Here is an 18,245-nt window from a genome sequence, read left to right as displayed (position 1 = left end):
CGCCGTTGACGAGGCGGATGTGGCCGTGGCTGCGCGCGGTCGTCGCGGTGGCCATCCTGCTCGTGCTGGTATGGCGGCTCGGCACCGGCGCGTTCGTCGACGGGCTCAGGCTGATCGACGCCCCGGCGGTGCTGGCCGCGCTGCTGATCGGACTGCTGACCACCGTGCTCAGCGTCTGGCGGTGGCGGCTGCTGGCGCGCCGGCTCGGCCTGCCGCTGCCGATGCTCACGGCGGTCGCGGACTACTACCGGGCGCTGTTCCTCAACGCGGTGCTCCCCGCCGGCGTGCTCGGCGACGCGCACCGGGCGCTCCGCCATGGACGGTACGCCGGTGACGTCGGCCGCGGCGTCCGCGCCGTGGTGCTGGAACGGACCGCCGGCCAGGTGGTGCTGATCGGCGCGGGCGTCACCGCGCTGCTGCTGGAGCCGTCGCTGGCCGCGACGATGGCCCGCGCCCTCATGCCGGGCCTTGGGATCACGGCGGCCCTGCTGGGCGGGCTCGCCGTCGCCGGCGCGCTCGTGACCTGGGCCTGGCGCAGGCCGGACATCCCGCGATGGCGGGGCGCGGTCGCGACCGCCGCGGCGGATCTGCGCCGCGGCCTGCTGGCCAGGGACGCGTGGCCGGGCGCGCTGGGGCTGTCCGCCGCGGTGCTGCTCGGGTACGTCGCACTGTTCCTCGTCGCCGCGCGCACCGCGGGCTCGGCCGCGCCGATCGGGCGGCTCGTCCCGCTGGCGCTGCTGGCGCTGCTCGTGATGGCCCTGCCGGTGAACGTCGGCGGATGGGGGCCGCGCGAGGGCTTCTCTGCGGTGGCGTTCGGCGCCGTGGGGCTCGGCGCCGAACAGGGGCTCACCACCGCGGTGGTGTACGGGGTGCTCGCCTTCGCCGCGAGCCTGCCGGGCGCCGTGGTGCTGCTGCTCCGCCGCGGCACCGGTCCCGCTGATCGCGCGCCGGCCGGACGGGCGCCAGCCGGAGGGGCGTCGGCCGGAGGGGCGTCCGTCGGAGGGGCACGGACGCTAGGAGCCGAGGACGGCGAGGTAGCCGCCGAACGACTGGACCAGGCTGCCGAGAACGGCCTTTCCCTTGCTCGCCGAAGCCAATGACGGCCTGCCGATGACCCCCGACTCCGTGTACGCCGCCATGCCGAGGGTGAGCAGGTGCTGACGGTCGTCGGACAGCCGGTCGCCCGATTCGTAACCGGGCCTGACCAGCCGTGGATGGGCGTGCAGAAGGATGGACGTCTCCAGTTCTCCCGCGTGCATGTCGCTCCAGGCGGAGGTCTCCAGGCCCGCCGCGGCCCACGCCGACTCCCAGTCGGCGCCACCTGGGAAGACCGCCATACGCCGCCCCTCCCCCGCGGCCTCCTGGACGACGTTGCCCAGCACGTAGTTTCCGCCATGGCCGTTGACCAGCACCAGCCTGGTGATACCGGCCCTCTGGAGAGAAGCCGCTATGTCCCGGACCACGGCGTACAGCGTCGCGGCGGAGACGCTGACCGTTCCCGGCCAGGCCGCGTGCTCGTGCTCGTGGGAGCACGAGACGGTGACGGGCGGCAGGTGCAGCACCGGATAGGCGGCCGCGAGTTCGCCGGCGATCGTGCAGGCGATGATCGTATCGGTGGCCAGCGGGAGGTACGGCCCGTGCTGCTCGAAGCTGCCGATGGGCAGCAGCGCCACTTCGGCGCGCCGATCCCGTTCTTCTGTGGTGGTGGCCAACGGCAGGAGGTACGCGGAGTCGTTCATGGATCGTCAGCCTCCGCCGCCGCCCGCGATCTCGCAACAGCCGGAGCCGTCGAAGACGGTTCGAGCCCGATATCGACCGCCGAGAAACGAGGAGATATAGATGCGTGACCTCAGCATCACGAGCGAGGACGTCGCCGAGGCCGATCTGGTGACCCGCCACGGCACCTTCCGCTCGGTCGCGTTCCGCGACCCGGCCGACGGGCACGAACACCTCGCCCTCGTCTTCGGTGACATCAGGACGCACGACGGCGTCCTCGTCCGGGTGCATTCGGAATGCGTGACGGGCGACATCTTCGCCGCGATGCGGTGCGAGTGCGGCGATCAGCTCAACGCCGCGCTCGACGCGATCGTCCACGCGGGAAGCGGTGTCCTCGTGTACCTGCGCGGGCACGAGGGCCGCGGCATCGGCCTGGTCGCCAAGGTGCGCACCCACCGGTTGCAGGACGAGGACGGGCTGGACACCGTCGACTCGGCCACCGTGCTCGGCCTTCCGGTGGACACCCGGGACTTCGGCCCGGCGGCCCGGGTGCTGAAGTACCTGGGAGTCAGGTCGGTCCGGCTGATGTCCAACAACTCCGACAAGATCCGCGCCCTCGAAGCGCACGGCATCGCGGTGGCGGCCCGTGTGCCGCTCCTCGCGCAGGCGAACGACCACAACCTCCGCTACCTGATCGCGAAACGCGACCGGCTCGGGCACCATCTGCCGCATCTCGACACGGTCGCGCAGGGCCGGCGCGGCACCGCCGGCGCCTGACGTGACCGGCCACCTCGAACTGCTGCCCGTCGCCAGGGAAGCCGTGGCGACGGCGCACCGGATCATCCGGTCCCGGATGCCGTCCTCGGTCATGGCGAAGGGCGACCGCGACATGGTGACCGATGTCGACCTCGCCGTCGAGGACGCGGTGCGTGACTTCCTGTCCCGCGAGACCCCGGAGATCGGGATCCTCGGCGAAGAGCGCGGACGTACCGGCTCGGCCGGCGACGCGCTGTGGTGGGCCCTCGATCCGGTGGACGGCACGGCGAACCTGGCCCGCGGCGTCCCGTTGTGCGCGGTGTCACTCGCTCTCGTCAAGGGCGAGAACAGCGTGCTGGCCGCCATCGACCTGCCGTTCCTCGGCGTCGGCTACACCGCCGCGGCCGGGCACGGGGCGTTCATGGGAGACGAGCGCATCCGCGCCTCGGAGACCCGGGACCTGTCCGAGGCGATGATCTCGATCGGCGACTTCGCCGTCGGCGCGGACGCGGACGCGAAGAACCGGGTCAGGCTGGCGCTGCTGGCCCGGCTCGGCGGCCGGGCGCAGCGGATCCGGATGATCGGGACGGCGGCGATCGACCTGGCGTGGGTGGCGCAGGGGAAGCTCGACGCGTCCGTCATCCTGGCGAACGCGCCGTGGGACACGATGGCGGGGGTGCTTCTGGTGCGCGAGGCGGGCGGCGTCGTGCTCGACCAGGACGACACCGCGCACACCGTCGGCTCGGCCGCGACCATCGCCCTGTGCCCCGGCCTGCGAGAGACCGTCATGGCGTCCCTCCGCCAGGCCCGCGCCGACGCCCTGCGGTGAAGCCGGGCGATGCCGCGTTCACGACCGCCGTGAGGCGACCGCCGTGAGGCGACCGCCGGGACGAGGGCGGCCGCGCGCTCGGCGAAGGTGAACGTTTCAGCACGGCGGCCCGGCCCCCTTCCGGACGCCGATCGGCGCGCCGGACGGGCGGGCGGCCGCGTTCGCCCAGGCTGAGGCCGCCGGCGGCCCGGCGCGCGACCGGCCGCCGCGTGCAAGCGCGTCACAGCGCGTCTCACACGGCGGACGCCGTGACGGCGGCCGATCGCGACCGTCAAGTTCGTCGGTTAACTTCGGGAGGCTCGGTCGGCGGCGCGCCGCGTGGCGTGCCGGTGCATCCCGCCCCGACCGGCACTTCGACGCGGGCGGCGTCCGCCCGTCGCCGCCTCCCGAAAGGACGCCAGATGAGACGAGGTCTCGCCGCTGTCGCGGCCACTGGGCTGGCCGCCGCGCTGGTCGTCGCCGGTGGAGTCGCAGCGGTGACGATGCCGGCGGCGGCCGCCGCCGGATGCAAGGTGACCTACAAGATCATGAATCAGTGGAACGGCGGCTTCCAGGGCGACGTGGCCATCACCAACCTCGGCGACCCGGTCAACGGCTGGAAGCTGGAGTTCGACTTCCTCGACTCAGGCCAGCGGGTCGGGTGGGGCTGGAACGCCACGTGGACGCAGTCCGGCGCGCGTGTGAGCGCTACCAGCATGTCCTACAACGGCTCGATCGCCACCAACGCCACGGTCAGCGGCCTGGGATTCCAGGCGAGCCTCACCGGCGCCAATCCTCTGCCCAACACGTTCTGGCTCAACGGTGTCATGTGCAGCGGGCCCGTGACCCTCACCCCCACCCCGACGGTCACCCCCACGCCGACGCCGACTCCCACGCCCACACCGACTCCCACCCCGACTCCCCCGCCCACACCGACGCCCACGCCGAGCACGCCGCATCCCGGCGTCGGGCCGTGCACGCCGGGTGCGAGCTATCCCAGCCCGCTGCCGTCGACGTCGGTGACGGCCACGAAGATCCGGGACGGGTTCAACTTCCTGGAGGGCCCGGTCTGGGACGCCACCTCACAGAGTCTGCTGCTGTCGCTGATGCGCGACGGCACCGGCTCGGAGGGCGTCCAGCCCGCGGACGTGCTGCGGTTCACCCACCTGGGCACGTTCGAGACCTTCATCGCCGGCTCGGGCAGCAACGGCCTGGCGCTCAGCCGGGACGGCGGCACGCTGCTGGCCGCGACGCACGACCAGCGCAGCGTCTCCTCCTTCGGTCTGCCCGACCGGACGCGGGGCGTGGTGGCCTCCTCCTACCAGGGCCGCGCCTTCAACTCGCCGAACGACCTCACCGTCGGCGCCGACGGCACGGTCTACTTCACCGACCCCGACTTCCAACGGGCGAACCGGGCGGACCAGATGTCCGGCCGCACCGGCGTGTTCCGGGTGAAGAACGGCGTCGTGTCGCTGATCGACGACACCATCCGGGAGCCCAACGGCATCGTGCTCTCCCCCGACGGCAGGACGCTCTACGTCGGCGGCAACGGCACGGGACGGATCTACAAGTGGCCGGTCAACGCCGACGGCAGCCTCGGCCAGCGCGCCGACTTCGCGTCCCTGAACGGATCCGACGGCGCGACCATCGACTGCGCCGGCAACCTCTACCAGGCGTCCTTCAACGACGGCAAGGTCCACGTGTACTCGCCGTCCGGCGTGCAGCTCGGCACCATCTCGGCCGGGATGAACACCACCAACGTCGCCTTCGGCGGCCCCGACGGGCAGACGCTGTACATCACCTCGGGCACGCCCTCCCGAGGCGGCAACTCCGGCAACTTCGGCCTCTACAGCGTCCGGCTGAACGTCCCCGGCTGGCCGTACTGACCTTCTCGTCCCTGGAGCGCCGACGCGCCCCGGAGGCGGTCGCCGAGCAGCAGCGCGGCGACCGCCTCCGGGGCCTCGCGCATCGCGTCGTGGCCGGTCGGCAGGTCGTGGACCCGCCACCCGGGGTCGGCCTGGAGCCGGGTGCGCAGTCCGGCGAACGGCGTCCGGTCCTCCCATCCCGAGCAGTAGGCGAACTCCCGGCGGGGCACCCGGGCGAGCGCGCCCGTGAGCCGGATCGCCTGCACGAAGGAGGCGAGGGGATGGGGACGGCGGCGGGGGTCGCCGCCGTCCGGCGGCCGGACGGCGTAGCCGGTGGTCGCGGCGCCCGCGGCGAACAACTCCCGGTACCGCTCGGTCGTCGACGACCAGCACGACTCGCCGTCGCGTGGCACATAGGCGTCGAGGTGCACCAGCCGTGAGACCCGGCCGTCGGCGCGATCGGCGGCGGCGGCGATCACCATCCCGCCGTAGCTGTGGCCGACCAGCGTCGCGCCGGTGACGTGGGCGCGGTCGAGGAGCCGCAGTACGTCGCCGGCGTGCGTGTCGAGGTTGGCGGTCGCGACCGTCGCCTCGTCGTCGTCCGGCCGCAGACCGGTCAGGGTCACGGCGTGCACGGCGTGCCCGGCGCGTTCCAGCAGCGGGACCACCGCCTCGAACGACCAGGAGCCGTGCCAGCCGCCGGGCACGAGGACGAACGTCTCCATGCGCTTCTCCACTTCTCGTAGGCGCCGCGGCATCGAGGCACGCCGCCTCGCTGCCGTGTGGTCCGGCCGGTGCGCTGTACGCGACCGGAGACCACCGCGCATGCGGGAAGTCTCGCCAGACCAAGGTGTGGCGGGCCACCGATAGAATGCCGATCGATGCCCGTTAGCCGCCAACCTCATCCGGCCGCCGGCGTCACGTCGCACATCTGGCCGTCCGGCGGGCGCCACCTTTGGCCGTCCGGCGGCACGAGCGCGACGCGGTCGCACGCACGGGGGCACCTGGTGTACGCGGCCGGCGGCGTCCTGGCGGTCGTCACCGAGCGCGGCACCTCGGTCGTCCCCGCCAACCGGGTCGCCTGGACGCCCGCCGGGTTCACGCACCGCCACCGCGCCCACGGCGACACCGACATGCGCATCGTCTTCCTGTCGCCGTCGCTCGCCCGGCTCATGCCCGAGCGTCCCGCCGTGTTCACCGCCTCCGGCCTCGCCCGCGAGGTCCTGCTCGCGCTGACCGGCCCCCGCAACCACGACGACGCCGCGCCCGGCTACAGCCGCTCCGCGCGCGCTCGCCTCCTTCGCGTCCTCGTCGACGAGCTGCGCGAAGCACACGAACAGCCGCTGCACCTGCCCGAACCGCGGGACGACCGGCTGCGGGCCATCGCCCGGATGCTGCATGAGAACCCGGCGGACAACACCACGCTGGCCGGACTCGGGAGGGCGGTCGGAGCCGGCTCCCGCACCCTCAGCCGGCTGTTCCGCGACGAACTCGGCATGACCTTCTACGAATGGCGCACGCAGCTACGCGTCTACCACGCGCTCGTGCTCCTGGCCGACGGCCACGACACCACCCGGACCGCCCACGCCTGCGGATGGGCCAACCCCAGCGGCTTCATCGCGGCGTTCACCGGCGTCGTCGGAACGACTCCGGGCCGCTATCGAACCGATCCACGCCCGTGAGACCTTCCTCGTCGGCCGGTCAGGTGGCATCCGGTGGGCCCTGGGACATCACGTCGGCGACCACGGCGCGGAAGTCGGCGATGACGTCGCCGGCGAAGCCCGTCCGGGTGACGCCGAGGCCGCGCAGGCAGTGACCGTGGTCGAGGAGCACCACGGTCAGCGCGCCGGCCAGCAGCAGCCACCACAGTGCCCGCGCGGTCTCCCGCGCGAGCCGGGAGGAGTCGCGGAAGGACCGGCGCAGGCGGTCGCAGTGGAACGGCACGTGGCGGAGCTCGTCGGCGAGGATCCGGCCGGCGACGTCCGAGGCGAGCAGGTCGCGGACGCCGTCGCGCACGGCCCGGTAGTAGGTGAGCGCGACGACCTCGGCGAGCATCAGGACCATCAGCTCCGTCCGCAGGCCGAGGAGCCGCCGCAGGCGGACGAAGGCGGCGTCGGTCCAGTGGCCCGGGATGGTCGCCGCGCCCGCGGCCTCCAGCAGCCGGCCGAGCAGGCGGGCGTGCTCGCGCTCCTCGTCGACGAACAGCCGGATCGCGCTCGCGTACAGCGGATCGCCCGCCCGGTCGGCCTTGCCCGCCAGAGCGCGGCCGTCGCCGTCCTCCCCCACCTGGAACCGCTGGAGGCTTCTCACCAGGTTCGGCTCCAGCCGTGCGCCGAGGCTCCAGTCCGGGTCGCCCCAGGTTCGCCGCAGCAGCTCCGCGCCCTCGAAGTCCCGTAGCCAGGTCAGGAAATCATCGGTATCGACGGTCATGACCAGGAATCTATGGACCCGGTGTGCAGACGCCGGGGGTGGGTTTGTAGAGGTTCAGCGTCGCTCGGAGGTGCCCCCGGAAGCCGCCGAGTCAGCGGGCGGCCGCGCCCCGCATGGCCACCACATCCGCATGGCCGCCGGGGGTGATGGGCCGTACGGCGCCGGTGCGGGTCAGCATCCCGGGTATTCGTCCCGGGCGACGGGGCCGCCGACGGCCTGGGTGGCGAGGTCGTCGGCGAGCTGGGCGATGACGTCTTTTCCTTCCAGCCGGTCCAGCCAGCGCCTCGGCAGCGCGGCCTGGCCGTACCGGGCTCCCACGATGGCGCCGCAGATGGCGCCGGTGGTGCCGCTGTCGCCGGAGTGGTTGACCGCCAGCAGCAGCGCGCGCTCGACGTCGCCGCCCGCGGCCAGGGCGCAGTAGAGGGCGATCGCGAGCGCCTCCCCGGCGTCCCGCGCGCCGCCGAGTCTTTCCACCGTCTCCGGCGACGGCGTGTCCTCGGCGGCCAGGGTGACCGCGGCCTGGATCGCGGCGGTGGTCCGCTCGTGGCCGGGATGCTCGCCGAGCAGGTCGAGCGTGTCCCGCACGGCCGCCATCAGCGGCCCGCCGCGCACGATGTGGAAGACGACGGCGGCCAGGGCCCCGGACGCGAGGTGGCCGGCGGGGTCGTCGTGGGCGATCTCGGCGCAGTCGACGGCGAGCTGGACGGCGGCGCGCGCGGCGCGGGCGACGAGGCCGAACGGGGCCGCCGGGATGACGGTGTCGCGGGGTTCCGCGCGGCGGGAGTACAGCCACGGGTGCTCGCGGAGCCGGCCGGTGCGGACGAGGCCGTCCGGCGGTGGCGGCGCGAAGTACGTCTGCGTGTCGAGCCAGCGACGGTAGGCGTTGCGGACGACGTCCACCACGGCGGCCATGCCCCTCTCCCGCTCCCGTACGCCGGCGCGGATCAGGCCCTCGACGGTGAACAGCGTCAGCTGGGTGTCGTCGCCGATCAGGCCGACCTCCGCACGCGGGTCGAGCGCCAGGTGGGCCTCGCCGCGCGGGTCCGGCGCCAGGTCGGTCAGCCCGGCCGGCCCGTGCCCCCGCCGGATGTCCGCCAGCGAGTCGGACCGGATCGGCGCACCGAGGGCGTCACCGACCGCCCCGCCGAGCAGGCATCCGCGCACCCGGTCGCGGTAAGGGACGTCGATGGCATCGTTATCGCGCACAGCGGTCGGCCTTCTCTCGGGAGACTCCACCGACGATAACCGGACGACCTCCGCCGTACCGGGCTGAACCGGGCTGGCAGGCTCCGGATTCGTCGGAGATGGCCCGCGCCGGGCTGTTATACCTGTCGCGTACGGCGTTGCGTAGTTCGCAGTGAAAGGTCCGATCGCCTCTCGCGAAGGAGCATGATCATCGACCACGGCTCACCGTCGAGGCGCGCGTACGCGGCGAAACTGACACCGGTGCTGCTTCTGGCATACCTCGCGTCCGCCACGGCCGCCCCCGGGCTCGTCCGCGGCCTCCGGAGGAGAGATCAGCCGAGCGGGAACCGGGTCGCCGGGCGGCCGTGGGGCATGTCGTCCACCGCGTAGACCGCTCCCGCGCCCGGCGGCGCCGGGTCCAGGCCGTAGGCGGCGGAGGTGACGAACAGGCGGCCGTCGATGAGGCAGACGCTGGTCGGCTGCGGGGTGGGAACCTGGACGACGCGGACGAGCCGGCCATCGGGGGCGTACCGGTGGACGGCGGAGCCGCCCCAGAGCGCGACCCACAGATGGTCCTCGTCGTCCACCGTCATCCCGTCCGGGCCGCCGCCGGTGATCGTCGCGAAGGCGGACGGCTCGCCGAGGTCACCGGTGACGGGGTCGACCTGGTGGCGGTCGATGCGGCCCTCGGCGCTGTCGGCGAGGTACATGGTGCGGCCGTCGGCGGTGAAGGCGGGGCCGTTCGGGATGGTCAGGCCCGTTCTGACCGCGGTGACGGTCAGGTCGGGGTCGACCCGGTAGAGGACGCCGGCTCCCGGCGCCGCGTCGTAGGCCATGCCGCCGGCCCAGAAACGACCCGACGGGTCGCAGACGCCGTCGTTCATGCGGGACGTCGCGGGCAGCGGCCGGGCGATCCAGTCGAGCGTGCCGGACGCCTGGTCCAGCACGGCGAAGCCCTGCCCCGCGGCGGCCAGCCAGCGTCCGGGAGAGCGGGTCGGGGCCACCGCGCCGAGCGGCACGTCGACCTGGGCCAGCACCCGCGCCGGTCCGGGCAGGTCGGCCGGGACGTCGAGCAGCCGGCCCGCGAGGATGTCGACGAACACCAGCCGTCCGTCGACCCAGCGCGCCCCTTCTCCGAGCTCGCAGGAGGTCGGGCACCAGACGTTCACGCGATCACACCTCGTTTCAGCGGTCCAGCCGTCCAGCCGTCCAGCCGTCCAGCGGATCAGCGATTCAGCAGATCCGCGGTTCAGCGGTTCAGCGGTTCAGCGGTTCAGCGGTTCAGCGGTTCAGCGGTTCAGCGCAGGGTGGAGCCGGGCAGGGCGTCCAGGAGCGTCAGCTCGTGCCGGGCGGGGAGCCCTTCCCAGTCGCCCGGGGAGGCGACGGCGAAGGCGCCGGTGGTCACGGCGCGGCCGAGCCGGCCTGCCAGGTCGAGACCGTCGAGCGCGCCCGACAGGTATCCGGCGACGAAGGCGTCGCCCGCGCCGACCAGGTCCGTCACCCGCACCTGGCGCGCGGGCGCCCGCACGCTCTCCTCGGACGTGTGACCGCTCGCGCCGCCCGCCCCGCGTTTGACGACCACTTCGGCGACCCCCGCGTCCAGCAGCGCGGCCACCTGGTCGCGTTCGGTCGTCGCGGAGGCCGGCGCGACCAGGTCGAGTTCGTCGTGCGAGGCGACGACGACCGACAGCGAGGGGACGAGCCCGCGCAGCGTCTCGGCCGCCCGGTCGCGCTCCCACAGGCGGGAGCGGTAGTTGACGTCGAGGCACACCCGCGTCCCCGGCGTCGCCGCCGCCCGTTCCGCCGCGGCGCGCACGGCCGCGGCGGGGCCGGGACCGAGCGCGGGCGTGATGCCGGTGAGGTGCAGGATCGCGGGGACTGGCTCGAGCGCGGGCAGGACGTCCTCGGGCGCGAGGTACGACGCGGCGGAACCGGACCGGTGGTAGATCACCCGGGTCAGGTCGCCCACCCGGCGCTCCAGCAGCATCATCCCGGTCGGTCCCCGCCGGTCGGTGCGCGCGTGGGCCACGTCCACGCCTTCGGCCCGCAGCGTCCGCAGGACGAGCGCCCCGGTCTCGTCGTCGCCGACGAGGCCGGTCCACCGGGCCCGGTGGCCCAGGCGGGCGAGGCCGATGGCGACGGTGGACTCGGCGCCCGCGACCGACAGGCGCATCGCGCCGCCGAGCCGGATCGGATCGATCGCCCGCAGGGCGGCCATCGTCTCCCCGAAGGTGGCGACGTCGATCACTCCGTCCCCCGCGGGTCAGAGCGCGGAGCGCTGGTCACCAATGCCTCCCGGAAGGCGGCGACGCGGTCCCTCAGCTCGTCGAGGCTCCCGCCGCCGGCCGCGTCGCCGACGAGCGGGGAGCCCACGCCGACCGCGATGGCTCCCGCGCGCAGATAGTCGACCGCCTCGGCGGCTCCGACGCCGCCGACCGGCACGAGCGGCGCGTGGGGGAAGGGGTCGCGCAGCGCCTTCAGGTGGCGCACGCCGCCGAGGGACGCGGGGAACAGCTTGATCGCCGTCGCTCCGTCGCCGAGCGCGGTCACGACCTCGGTCGGGGTGAGAGCGCCCGCGAGGACGGGGAGGCCGAGCCGGTGACCGGCGGGCACGGCCTCGCTGACGGCGGGCGTGACGAGGTAGCGGGCGCCCGCGTCCGCCGCCCGCTGCGCGTCCTCGGCGGTGATCACGGTGCCGGCGCCGAGGGCGGCGGCGTCCCCGAGGGCCGCCCGCGCGCGGCTGATCACCGTGAGCGCGTCCGGGGTCACGAGAGAGACCTCGATGAGGGGCACGCCCTCCTCCGCCAGCGTCACCACCGCGCGCAGCGCCGCGTCGGCGTCGGTGCCGCGGACGATCGCCAGCAGCCTCCGCGCGGCCAGCTCCGCCAGGAACCACTCAGATTCGGTCATCGTCATCCGTCCCGCCGAGAAACACTCGTGCTCGCTCATCGCTCATCGCTCATCGGTCATCCGTCCCACCGGCGACCGATCGTGCCGGGTCATCGGTCGTCCGTTCCGCGGTCAGGACCAGTCGCCAGGTCAGTTCGCCGGAGGGCGGGACCACAGCGGCGTCGCCCGGGCCCGCTTCCGCGAGGTCGAACATCGCGCCGAGCATGGGCTCGACGCCGACGCTGCGGTACGGCGCGTGGGCGGGGAACCCGCCGAGGTTGCGCCAGAGGGCGATGGAGACGGGCACCGCGGCGGGCGCCTCCACGCGCAGGTGGAGCACGTCGGCGCCGTCGGCGACGCGGACGGCCGCGCAGCGGGCCACGGCGCCCACCGCCGTCCCGTCGTCCGGGCCGAGCCGGTCCAGCGCGAGCCCGGCCGGCGCCGGCCAGGCACCCTCCAGGTACGCGGCGCCGGCGGGCCAGGGACGGTCCAGCAGCGGGGCGGCCTCCGGGAACACCCGGACGGGCACGCCCGCGGGAAGGCCGAGCGTCGCACGCTCGCCGAGGTCGAGCAGCGCGTGCGCGGCCCACACGAACGCGTACCCGGGGTCGGCCGACAGCCGGTAGACGGCCGCGACCGCGCCCGCCTCCTCGGCGACCTCCCGCCGCAGCTCGAAGTCGTCGCAGGTCACGACGGCGGAGGCCGCCGTTCCCGTCCAGGGGCGGCTCCAGGCGTCGCCGTGGTCGGGACGGCCGCGCACCGTCGGCACGCACTCTTCGAGACCTCCCGCGTCCACGAACTCCGAACCGGGGGCCACGCGGGCGCGGGCGGGGTCGGGGCGGGACCACAGCCACTCGCGGCCGCCGCCGGCCAGCGAGGTCCACCTGCCGCCCTGGGCCAGGTCGAAGCGGGCGCGCAGCGGGACCGGGGCCGTCACCATTCGGCGAGCCCGCCGTCGTCGTGGCGCCAGACGGGGTTGCGCCAGGCGTGCCCCTTCTCGTCGGCCCGCCTGACCGCGGCCTCGTCGATCCGCACGCCGAGCCCGGGGGCCTGCGGCCGTGAGGCGTGCCCGTCGGTGAAGCGGAACACCTCGGTGTCGACGACGTAGTCGAGGAGGTCGGCCCCTTCGTTGTAGTGGATGCCGATCGAGTGCTCCTGGATGAGGAAGTTCGGCGTGGCGAAGGCCACCTGCAGGCTCGCGGCGAGCGCGATGGGTCCGAGCGGGCAGTGCGGCGCCAGCTTGGCGTCCCACACCTCGGCGAGGGCGGCGATCCTGCGGGTCTCGGAGATGCCTCCGGCGTGGGACAGGTCGGGCTGCACGACGGCGACGCCGGCTTCGAGCGCCTGCCGGAAGTCCCATCGCGAGTACAGCCGCTCGCCGGTCGCGACCGGGACGCTGCTCGCCGTGACGACGTCGCGCAGCAGCTGGGGCCGGTCGGGCAGCACCGGTTCCTCGGCGAACATCGGCTGGTAGGGGGCGATGAGCGGCAGGATGCGCCGCGCGTCGGCCGCGCTGGTCCTGCCGTGGAAGTCCACGGCCACGTCCCTGGCCGGGCCGAGCACCTCCCTGGCGAGCGCGACCCGGTCCACGACGCCGGTGACGTCGGCGAGGGTCGCGGCGGCCGGCATGCGCCCGCCCGCGTTCATCTTGACCGCGGTGAAGCCGGCCTCGACCCGGGCGGCGATGCTCTCTGCCAGTTCGCCGGGGTCGTCGCCGCCGACCCACGCGTACATGCGGACCCGGTCGCGGACCGGCCCGCCGAGCAGCGCGTGGACGGGCACGCCGTAGGTCTTGCCCGCGATGTCCCACAGAGCCTGGTCGAGGCCGGCCAGCGCGCTGGAGAGCACGGGCCCGCCACGGTAGAAGCCGCCGTTGGCCATGACCTGCCAGTGGTCCTCGATGCGCAGCGGGTCGCGTCCGACCAGGTACTCCGCCAGGATGTCGACGGCCGCCCGCACCGCCTCGGCGCGGCCCTCCACGACCGGCTCGCCCCAGCCGACCACCCCCTCGTCGGTCTCCACGCGGCAGAACAGCCAGCGTGGCGGCACGAGGAAGGTCTCGACCTTAACGATCTTCATTGTCGTCCCCGATTCTTGATCTCCTGCTCGTCCTTGGCGGCCTGCTCCAGCAGCGCGCGCATCGCCCGCTCGGCGCCGTCGGGGTCCGCGGCCCGGACGGCGTCGAGCACGGCCTGGTGGGGAGGCAGGAAGTCGTCCTGGTGGCCTTCGCCGTGGACGAGCAGGTCACGGGCTCGCAGCCCGATCTCGATGATGTACTCCATCCGGATCAGCAGCTCGTTGCGCGAGGCTTCGAGGAGCTGGCGGTGGAAGGCGAGGTCCGCCTCGACGATCTCCTCGGCTCCGGCGCCGGAGGCGGCCGCCGCGAGCGTGGCCTCAAGCCGGGCCACGTCCTCGTCGGTGCGGCGGACGGCGGCCAGCCGGGCTCCGGCGGGTTCGACGATGGTCCGCACCTCGTACAGGTCGTCGAGCAGGCCGCTTCCCGCCGGGGCCTCGAACTGCCAGCGCAGCAGGTCGGGGTCGAGCAGGCTCCACTCGGAACGGGGGCGGACGAAGGTGCCGCGCTTGGGCCTGGCGTCCACCAGGCCCTTGGCCGCGAGGACCTTGAGCGCCTCACGCACGACGGTCTTGCTGACGTCGTAGGTGATCTCCAGCGCGTCCACGTTGAGGGTGACGCCCGGGGCCTCCTGGCCGCTGACGATCCGCCGGCCGATCGCCTCGACGACCTGCCCGTGTACGCCTCGGCCCGGGTAAGCGCTCAATTTCGCCGTCCTCGTATCAGGTAAGTGATCATGCGGAATCTCTCACCGCGCCACCCTCGCCGTCCACCGGCGGGCGCGCTCCCGCAGGCCGCCGGGCCCGGCGGCCATCGCCCCGGCGGTCACTTCGAGGATCCGATCAACAGGCCCGAGATGAAGTAGCGCTGGAACCGCAGGAACACGATCACCGTGGGGATCGCCGCCAGGACCGTGGCGGCGGCGATGACGTTCCATGAGGAGAAGTACTGCCCTTGCATGCCGAGGATGGCCGGGGTCACCGGCAGCTTGGTCTCGTCGCGCAGCAGGGTGATGGCCCACAGCAGGTCGTTGAACGTCCAGGTGAAGGCCAGCGACCCGAGCGCGGCCAGCGCCGGCTTGGTGAGCGGCAGCACGATGCGCAGGTAGACGCCGAAGACGGTGGCCCCGTCGATCTTGGCCGCCTGGGTGATCTCGTCGGGGATGCCCCGCATGAAGCCGTGCAGGACGAAGGTGTAGAAGCCGAGGCCGACGGCCGTCAGCACCACGATCATGCCGATGCGACTGTCGAACACGCCGAACCGCTCGGTCAGCTTGAGCACCGGGATGAGCAGCAGCTGTGCGGGCAGCAGGTTGCCGGCCAGCATGAGCAGCAGCAGCGTCCTGCGGAAGGGGATGCGGTACCGGGCCAGGGCGTAGGCCGCCATCGACGCGAGGATGAGCGTCACGACGACGACGGGCACCGTGATGAGCAGGCTGTTGCCGATCGCCCGCCACTCCCCCGCGTCGAGGGCCTGCTGGTAGGCGCCGATCGTCAGGCCGCCGGGCAGGCTGGCGAGCCCGCGCGCCGCGAGGTCGTCGAAGGTGCGCAGCGACGTCACCAGCACCAGCGCGAGCGGGAGCAGCCACAGCGCGGCCAGGATGCCCATCGGCCCGTGGAACAACCAGGGCCGGAGCCGGGTCTTCGCCGTCTTCGCGGGCTTCACCGTCTTCGGGGTCTTCGCGCTCTTCGCCGTCTTCGCGCTCTTCGTGGTCGTCGCGGTCATGCGGTCTCCTCCTCACGCAGGCTGCGGACCAGGTAGACGACGATCGTCGCCATGGTGAGCACGAAGATCACGACGGCGAGCGCCGAGCCGTAGCCGAGCTGGGAGCCCAGCACGCCGGTCGAGAACTGGTAGGTGCTGAGCAGCTCGGAGGAGTGGTACGGGCCGCCCTTGGTGAGCGCCCACACGATGTCGAACGAGCGCAGGGCGTCGATCACGGTGACCGCGAGCACCACGGTGCTGATCGGGCGAAGCTGCGGCAGCGTGACGTACCGGAACCGTTCGACGGCGGTGGCGCCGTCCATCTTGGCCGCCTCGTGCAGCAGCGGGTCGACCGTCTTCAGCCCCGCCAGGAACAGCACCATGACGTAGCCGATCTGGCGCCACAGCGCGGGCACGATCAGCGCGTACAGGGCGGTGTCGGGGTCGCCGAGCCAGATGCGCGTCCACTCCTCCAGCCCGGCCGCGGTGAGCAGCCCGTTGACCAGGCCGTCCGGCTGGTAGATCATCCGCCAGACCAGGGCGGAGACCACCATGGAGAACACCACCGGCAGGAAGAACACGGCGCGGTAGAAGCCCACCCCCCGGCGGGGCCGGTCGAGCAGCAGCGCGAGTCCCAGCCCGCCGAGCACCGACAGCCCGCCGAACAGCGCCAGCCACACCACGGTGTTGCCGAGCGCCGCGCGGAAGGTCTCGTCGGACCACATGCGCAGGTAGTTGTCCATCCCGACGAACACCGGCGGCGAGATGCCGTCCCACCGGGTCAGCGAGATGTAGACGCTGTTGAGCGCCGGCCAGAAGGTCCACAGCATCTCCACCGCGAAGGGCACGAGCACGAAGGCGAGGAGGACGGCCTTCTCGCGCGCCCCGCGCCGCCGGTCCCCGTACCGGGAACCGGCGCCGCGGGAGCCGTGCGAGAACGCCTTGGCGGAAGCGGCCATCGTCAGTTGCCGCGAGCCTTGGCCGAGTCGCTCTGCCACTGCTTGAGGATGTCGCCGGCCTCGCCGGGCCGGTCGATGAACTTCACCAGCGCCGTGGTGAGCGCGTTGAGCTGGTCGTCGTTGGAGTCGCGGTTGAAGAACTGCGTCACGTCGGCGGCCGCGGCGACCATCGAGCGCCCCTTCTCCAGCAGCGGCGTCGTGAAGGGGGACTTCGCCTGGCTGTTGGCGGGGATGACGGTGTTCTCGGAGATCTTGAGGTAGAGCTCCTGGGCCGCCGGGGTGGCGGCGTACTTCAGGAACGCGAGCGCTCCGTCGGGGTTGGCGGTGTGCGCGCTGGCGATGAAGCCGTCCAGCGGCGCCTCCTCGGCCACCGGCACGGCCGGGTCGACGATTGGGAACTGGAAGAAGTTGACGTCGGCCTTCACCTCGGCCGGCATGGCGTCGGCGAGGAACGGCCCGCACAGGAAGATGGCGTCCTTGCCCTGCTGCCACTTGGCCGAGCCCTCCTGGAAGGACAGGCCCTTGCCCGCCGGGTCCAGATAGGGCAGCACCTCCCGCCAGACGTCCAGCACCTTGGCCACCCGGGGGTCGGCGTAGCTCTCCTGCCCCGCGAGCAGCGCGCGGTGGAACGCCGCGCCGTTGACGCGCAGGTTCAGGTAGTCGAACCAGGACGCGGTGAGCCAGGCGGCGTCGGCGAGCGGCAGGGCCAGCGGGCTGACGCCCTTGCCCTTCAGGGTCTTGCAGAGCGCGATGAACTCGTCCCAGGTCTTCGGCTCGGAGACACCCCACTTCTCGAAGAAGGAGGTGCGGTAGAACATGCCCCACCAGTAGTAGTTGGTCGGGATGAAGATCTTCTTGCCGGAGGCGTCGGAGGACAGCCCGGCGAACTGCTCGCTGTAGCCCTCGGCGGGGAACGCCGAGGTCGCGTCCAGCAGCAGTCCCTGCTTGGCGAAGTTCCCGGCGATCTCGCCGGCGAACCAGGTGAGCACGTCCGGCGGCGTGGCGAGCGCGAGGTCGGCGCGGATCTGCTGCTGGAAGGCCGCCGCCTCCATCGTGTTCAGCGTCGGCTTGTACTGCGGGTTGCTCCTGACGAACTCGTCCAGCAGCGCCTGCATGGCCTTGCGGCTCTTGTCGCTGGTCTCGCGGGACTTCAGCTGCAGGGCCTTGGACGTGGCGCCGCTCCCGGCCGCGGCCGGGCCCGAGGAGGTGCTCGTCGCGCACGCGCCCAGCGCCGACGTCATGCCGAGCGCGCCGAGGCCGGCGAGAAAGCCGCGACGGCTCACATTGGGGTGGTTCAAGGGTGGCCTCCGGAGGAGCAGGGGGAGTAAGGGGCGGCCAGGTCGAAGCACACAGTGGCATCCCGGCGGGCGCAGCGTCAATAACTATTCATAAGAAATGAAAAGTTAGACCGGCCGGGCGCATGGTCGTGGACCACCTGAGGGCGCTGACGGTGCGAGCGCGGCGTCCCACGACGAACGACCTGCCGGATGTCTCGCCGCCGGCATCGCAGTCGGGCGATTCCCGCCCCTGGGATCACTCTCCGGAGTGAACATGTAGGCCTTCCGTGACATCCGGTGCGGTGGTGTTCGCGTCCAACTGGCACGGGGACCCGGCCGTACCTCTCACCCGGCGGACCGAAGGGCGGACAGTGAGGTCGACGACACGGCTGTACCAGGCTGTATTGCGAGACGGCTCCAAGCCCATACGGGCGCGGCTGCATCGCGCGTTCTCCCAGTGGGGAGAGGAGAAGGGCCTCCCGGCCGCTGGGATCACTCTCCGGAGTGAACATGTAGGCCTTCCGTGACATCCGGTGCGGTGGTGTTCGCGTCCAACTGGCACGGGGACCCGGCCGTACCTCT

The 18,245-nt window shown here is 73.0% G+C and carries 18 protein-coding genes; 5 read left to right on the top strand and 13 right to left on the bottom strand.

Going from position 1 to position 18,245, the window contains the following annotated elements:
• Nucleotides 1-5 precede the first annotated feature (5 nt).
• A complete protein-coding gene (locus tag ACZ6QO_RS05065; RefSeq protein WP_465847788.1) occupies nucleotides 6-1,100 on the top strand; it encodes a lysylphosphatidylglycerol synthase transmembrane domain-containing protein in 1,095 nt (364 codons plus the stop codon).
• Here ACZ6QO_RS05065 and ACZ6QO_RS05060 read toward each other — a convergent pair.
• Nucleotides 1,014-1,739 (bottom strand): creatininase family protein, encoded by a 726-nt coding sequence (locus ACZ6QO_RS05060; protein WP_465847786.1) that lies wholly within the window; start codon nucleotides 1,737-1,739, stop codon nucleotides 1,014-1,016. The two genes, ACZ6QO_RS05065 and ACZ6QO_RS05060, sit on opposite strands and share 87 nt — an antisense overlap.
• A gap of 100 nt (nucleotides 1,740-1,839) precedes the next feature.
• On the opposite strand from ACZ6QO_RS05060, the gene ribA reads away from it, so the two are divergent.
• The 3 genes from ribA to ACZ6QO_RS05045 all read left to right on the top strand — a co-directional run bounded on the left by ribA (nucleotide 1,840) and on the right by ACZ6QO_RS05045 (nucleotide 5,166).
• Complete coding sequence (gene ribA, locus ACZ6QO_RS05055; protein ID WP_465847784.1) at nucleotides 1,840-2,493, top strand: GTP cyclohydrolase II; 654 nt, start codon at nucleotides 1,840-1,842, stop codon at nucleotides 2,491-2,493.
• A gap of 1 nt (nucleotide 2,494) precedes the next feature.
• Nucleotides 2,495-3,301: an inositol monophosphatase family protein gene (locus ACZ6QO_RS05050; protein WP_465847783.1), complete on the top strand. Its 807-nt coding sequence runs from the start codon at nucleotides 2,495-2,497 to the stop codon at nucleotides 3,299-3,301.
• 401 nt (nucleotides 3,302-3,702) lie between these two features.
• Entirely contained in the window at nucleotides 3,703-5,166 is a 1,464-nt protein-coding gene (locus ACZ6QO_RS05045) for an SMP-30/gluconolactonase/LRE family protein (RefSeq protein WP_465847781.1), read from the top strand.
• Here ACZ6QO_RS05045 and ACZ6QO_RS05040 read toward each other — a convergent pair.
• Nucleotides 5,127-5,870 (bottom strand): alpha/beta fold hydrolase, encoded by a 744-nt coding sequence (locus ACZ6QO_RS05040; RefSeq protein ID WP_465847779.1) that lies wholly within the window; start codon nucleotides 5,868-5,870, stop codon nucleotides 5,127-5,129. The two genes, ACZ6QO_RS05045 and ACZ6QO_RS05040, sit on opposite strands and share 40 nt — an antisense overlap.
• Nucleotides 5,871-6,026: 156 nt before the next feature.
• On the opposite strand from ACZ6QO_RS05040, the gene ACZ6QO_RS05035 reads away from it, so the two are divergent.
• A complete protein-coding gene (locus tag ACZ6QO_RS05035; protein ID WP_465847778.1) occupies nucleotides 6,027-6,827 on the top strand; it encodes an AraC family transcriptional regulator in 801 nt (266 codons plus the stop codon).
• Nucleotides 6,828-6,846: 19 nt separating this feature from the next.
• Here the strand turns inward: ACZ6QO_RS05035 and ACZ6QO_RS05030 are convergent, their stop codons facing one another.
• From ACZ6QO_RS05030 to ACZ6QO_RS04980, 11 genes are all read right to left on the bottom strand, one after another.
• Entirely contained in the window at nucleotides 6,847-7,575 is a 729-nt protein-coding gene (locus ACZ6QO_RS05030) for a ferritin-like domain-containing protein (RefSeq protein WP_465847777.1), read from the bottom strand.
• A 171-nt stretch (nucleotides 7,576-7,746) separates the two neighbouring features.
• Nucleotides 7,747-8,781 (bottom strand): ADP-ribosylglycohydrolase family protein, encoded by a 1,035-nt coding sequence (locus ACZ6QO_RS05025; RefSeq protein ID WP_465847775.1) that lies wholly within the window; start codon nucleotides 8,779-8,781, stop codon nucleotides 7,747-7,749.
• A 311-nt stretch (nucleotides 8,782-9,092) separates the two neighbouring features.
• Nucleotides 9,093-9,929, bottom strand: a complete 837-nt coding sequence (locus tag ACZ6QO_RS05020) for an SMP-30/gluconolactonase/LRE family protein (protein ID WP_465847774.1) — start codon at nucleotides 9,927-9,929, stop codon at nucleotides 9,093-9,095.
• A 128-nt stretch (nucleotides 9,930-10,057) separates the two neighbouring features.
• Entirely contained in the window at nucleotides 10,058-11,008 is a 951-nt protein-coding gene (locus tag ACZ6QO_RS05015; protein WP_465847772.1) for a sugar kinase, read from the bottom strand.
• Nucleotides 11,005-11,670, bottom strand: a complete 666-nt coding sequence (locus tag ACZ6QO_RS05010) for a bifunctional 4-hydroxy-2-oxoglutarate aldolase/2-dehydro-3-deoxy-phosphogluconate aldolase (protein ID WP_465847770.1) — start codon at nucleotides 11,668-11,670, stop codon at nucleotides 11,005-11,007. Before ACZ6QO_RS05010 ends, ACZ6QO_RS05015 begins: the two co-directional genes overlap by 4 nt.
• 49 nt (nucleotides 11,671-11,719) lie before the next feature.
• The gene (locus ACZ6QO_RS05005; RefSeq protein ID WP_465847769.1) at nucleotides 11,720-12,589 is read right to left on the bottom strand and encodes a hypothetical protein; all 870 of its coding nucleotides are present in this window, start codon (nucleotides 12,587-12,589) and stop codon (nucleotides 11,720-11,722) included.
• Nucleotides 12,583-13,728, bottom strand: coding sequence for a galactonate dehydratase (gene dgoD, locus ACZ6QO_RS05000; protein ID WP_465847767.1), 1,146 nt, complete (start codon nucleotides 13,726-13,728; stop codon nucleotides 12,583-12,585). The genes ACZ6QO_RS05005 and dgoD overlap by 7 nt, the downstream gene beginning before the upstream one ends.
• A complete protein-coding gene (locus ACZ6QO_RS04995) occupies nucleotides 13,725-14,429 on the bottom strand; it encodes a FadR/GntR family transcriptional regulator (protein ID WP_465847765.1) in 705 nt (234 codons plus the stop codon). Before ACZ6QO_RS04995 ends, dgoD begins: the two co-directional genes overlap by 4 nt.
• Nucleotides 14,430-14,548: 119 nt before the next feature.
• Nucleotides 14,549-15,448 carry a carbohydrate ABC transporter permease gene (locus ACZ6QO_RS04990; RefSeq protein WP_465847763.1) on the bottom strand — a complete coding sequence of 300 codons (900 nt, stop codon included), beginning with the start codon at nucleotides 15,446-15,448 and terminating at the stop codon, nucleotides 14,549-14,551.
• Nucleotides 15,445-16,425: a carbohydrate ABC transporter permease gene (locus ACZ6QO_RS04985; RefSeq protein ID WP_465847761.1), complete on the bottom strand. Its 981-nt coding sequence runs from the start codon at nucleotides 16,423-16,425 to the stop codon at nucleotides 15,445-15,447. The genes ACZ6QO_RS04990 and ACZ6QO_RS04985 overlap by 4 nt, the downstream gene beginning before the upstream one ends.
• On the bottom strand, nucleotides 16,389-17,684 hold the full coding sequence (locus ACZ6QO_RS04980; RefSeq protein WP_465847760.1) for an ABC transporter substrate-binding protein: 1,296 nt from the start codon (nucleotides 17,682-17,684) through the stop codon (nucleotides 16,389-16,391). The genes ACZ6QO_RS04985 and ACZ6QO_RS04980 overlap by 37 nt, the downstream gene beginning before the upstream one ends.
• Nucleotides 17,685-18,245 lie beyond the last annotated feature (561 nt).

It is taken from the genome of Sphaerisporangium sp. NPDC049457 (assembly GCF_055586705.1).
Note: the sequence above shows the minus strand (reverse complement) of the source record. Positions and strands in the feature narration are given on the sequence as shown.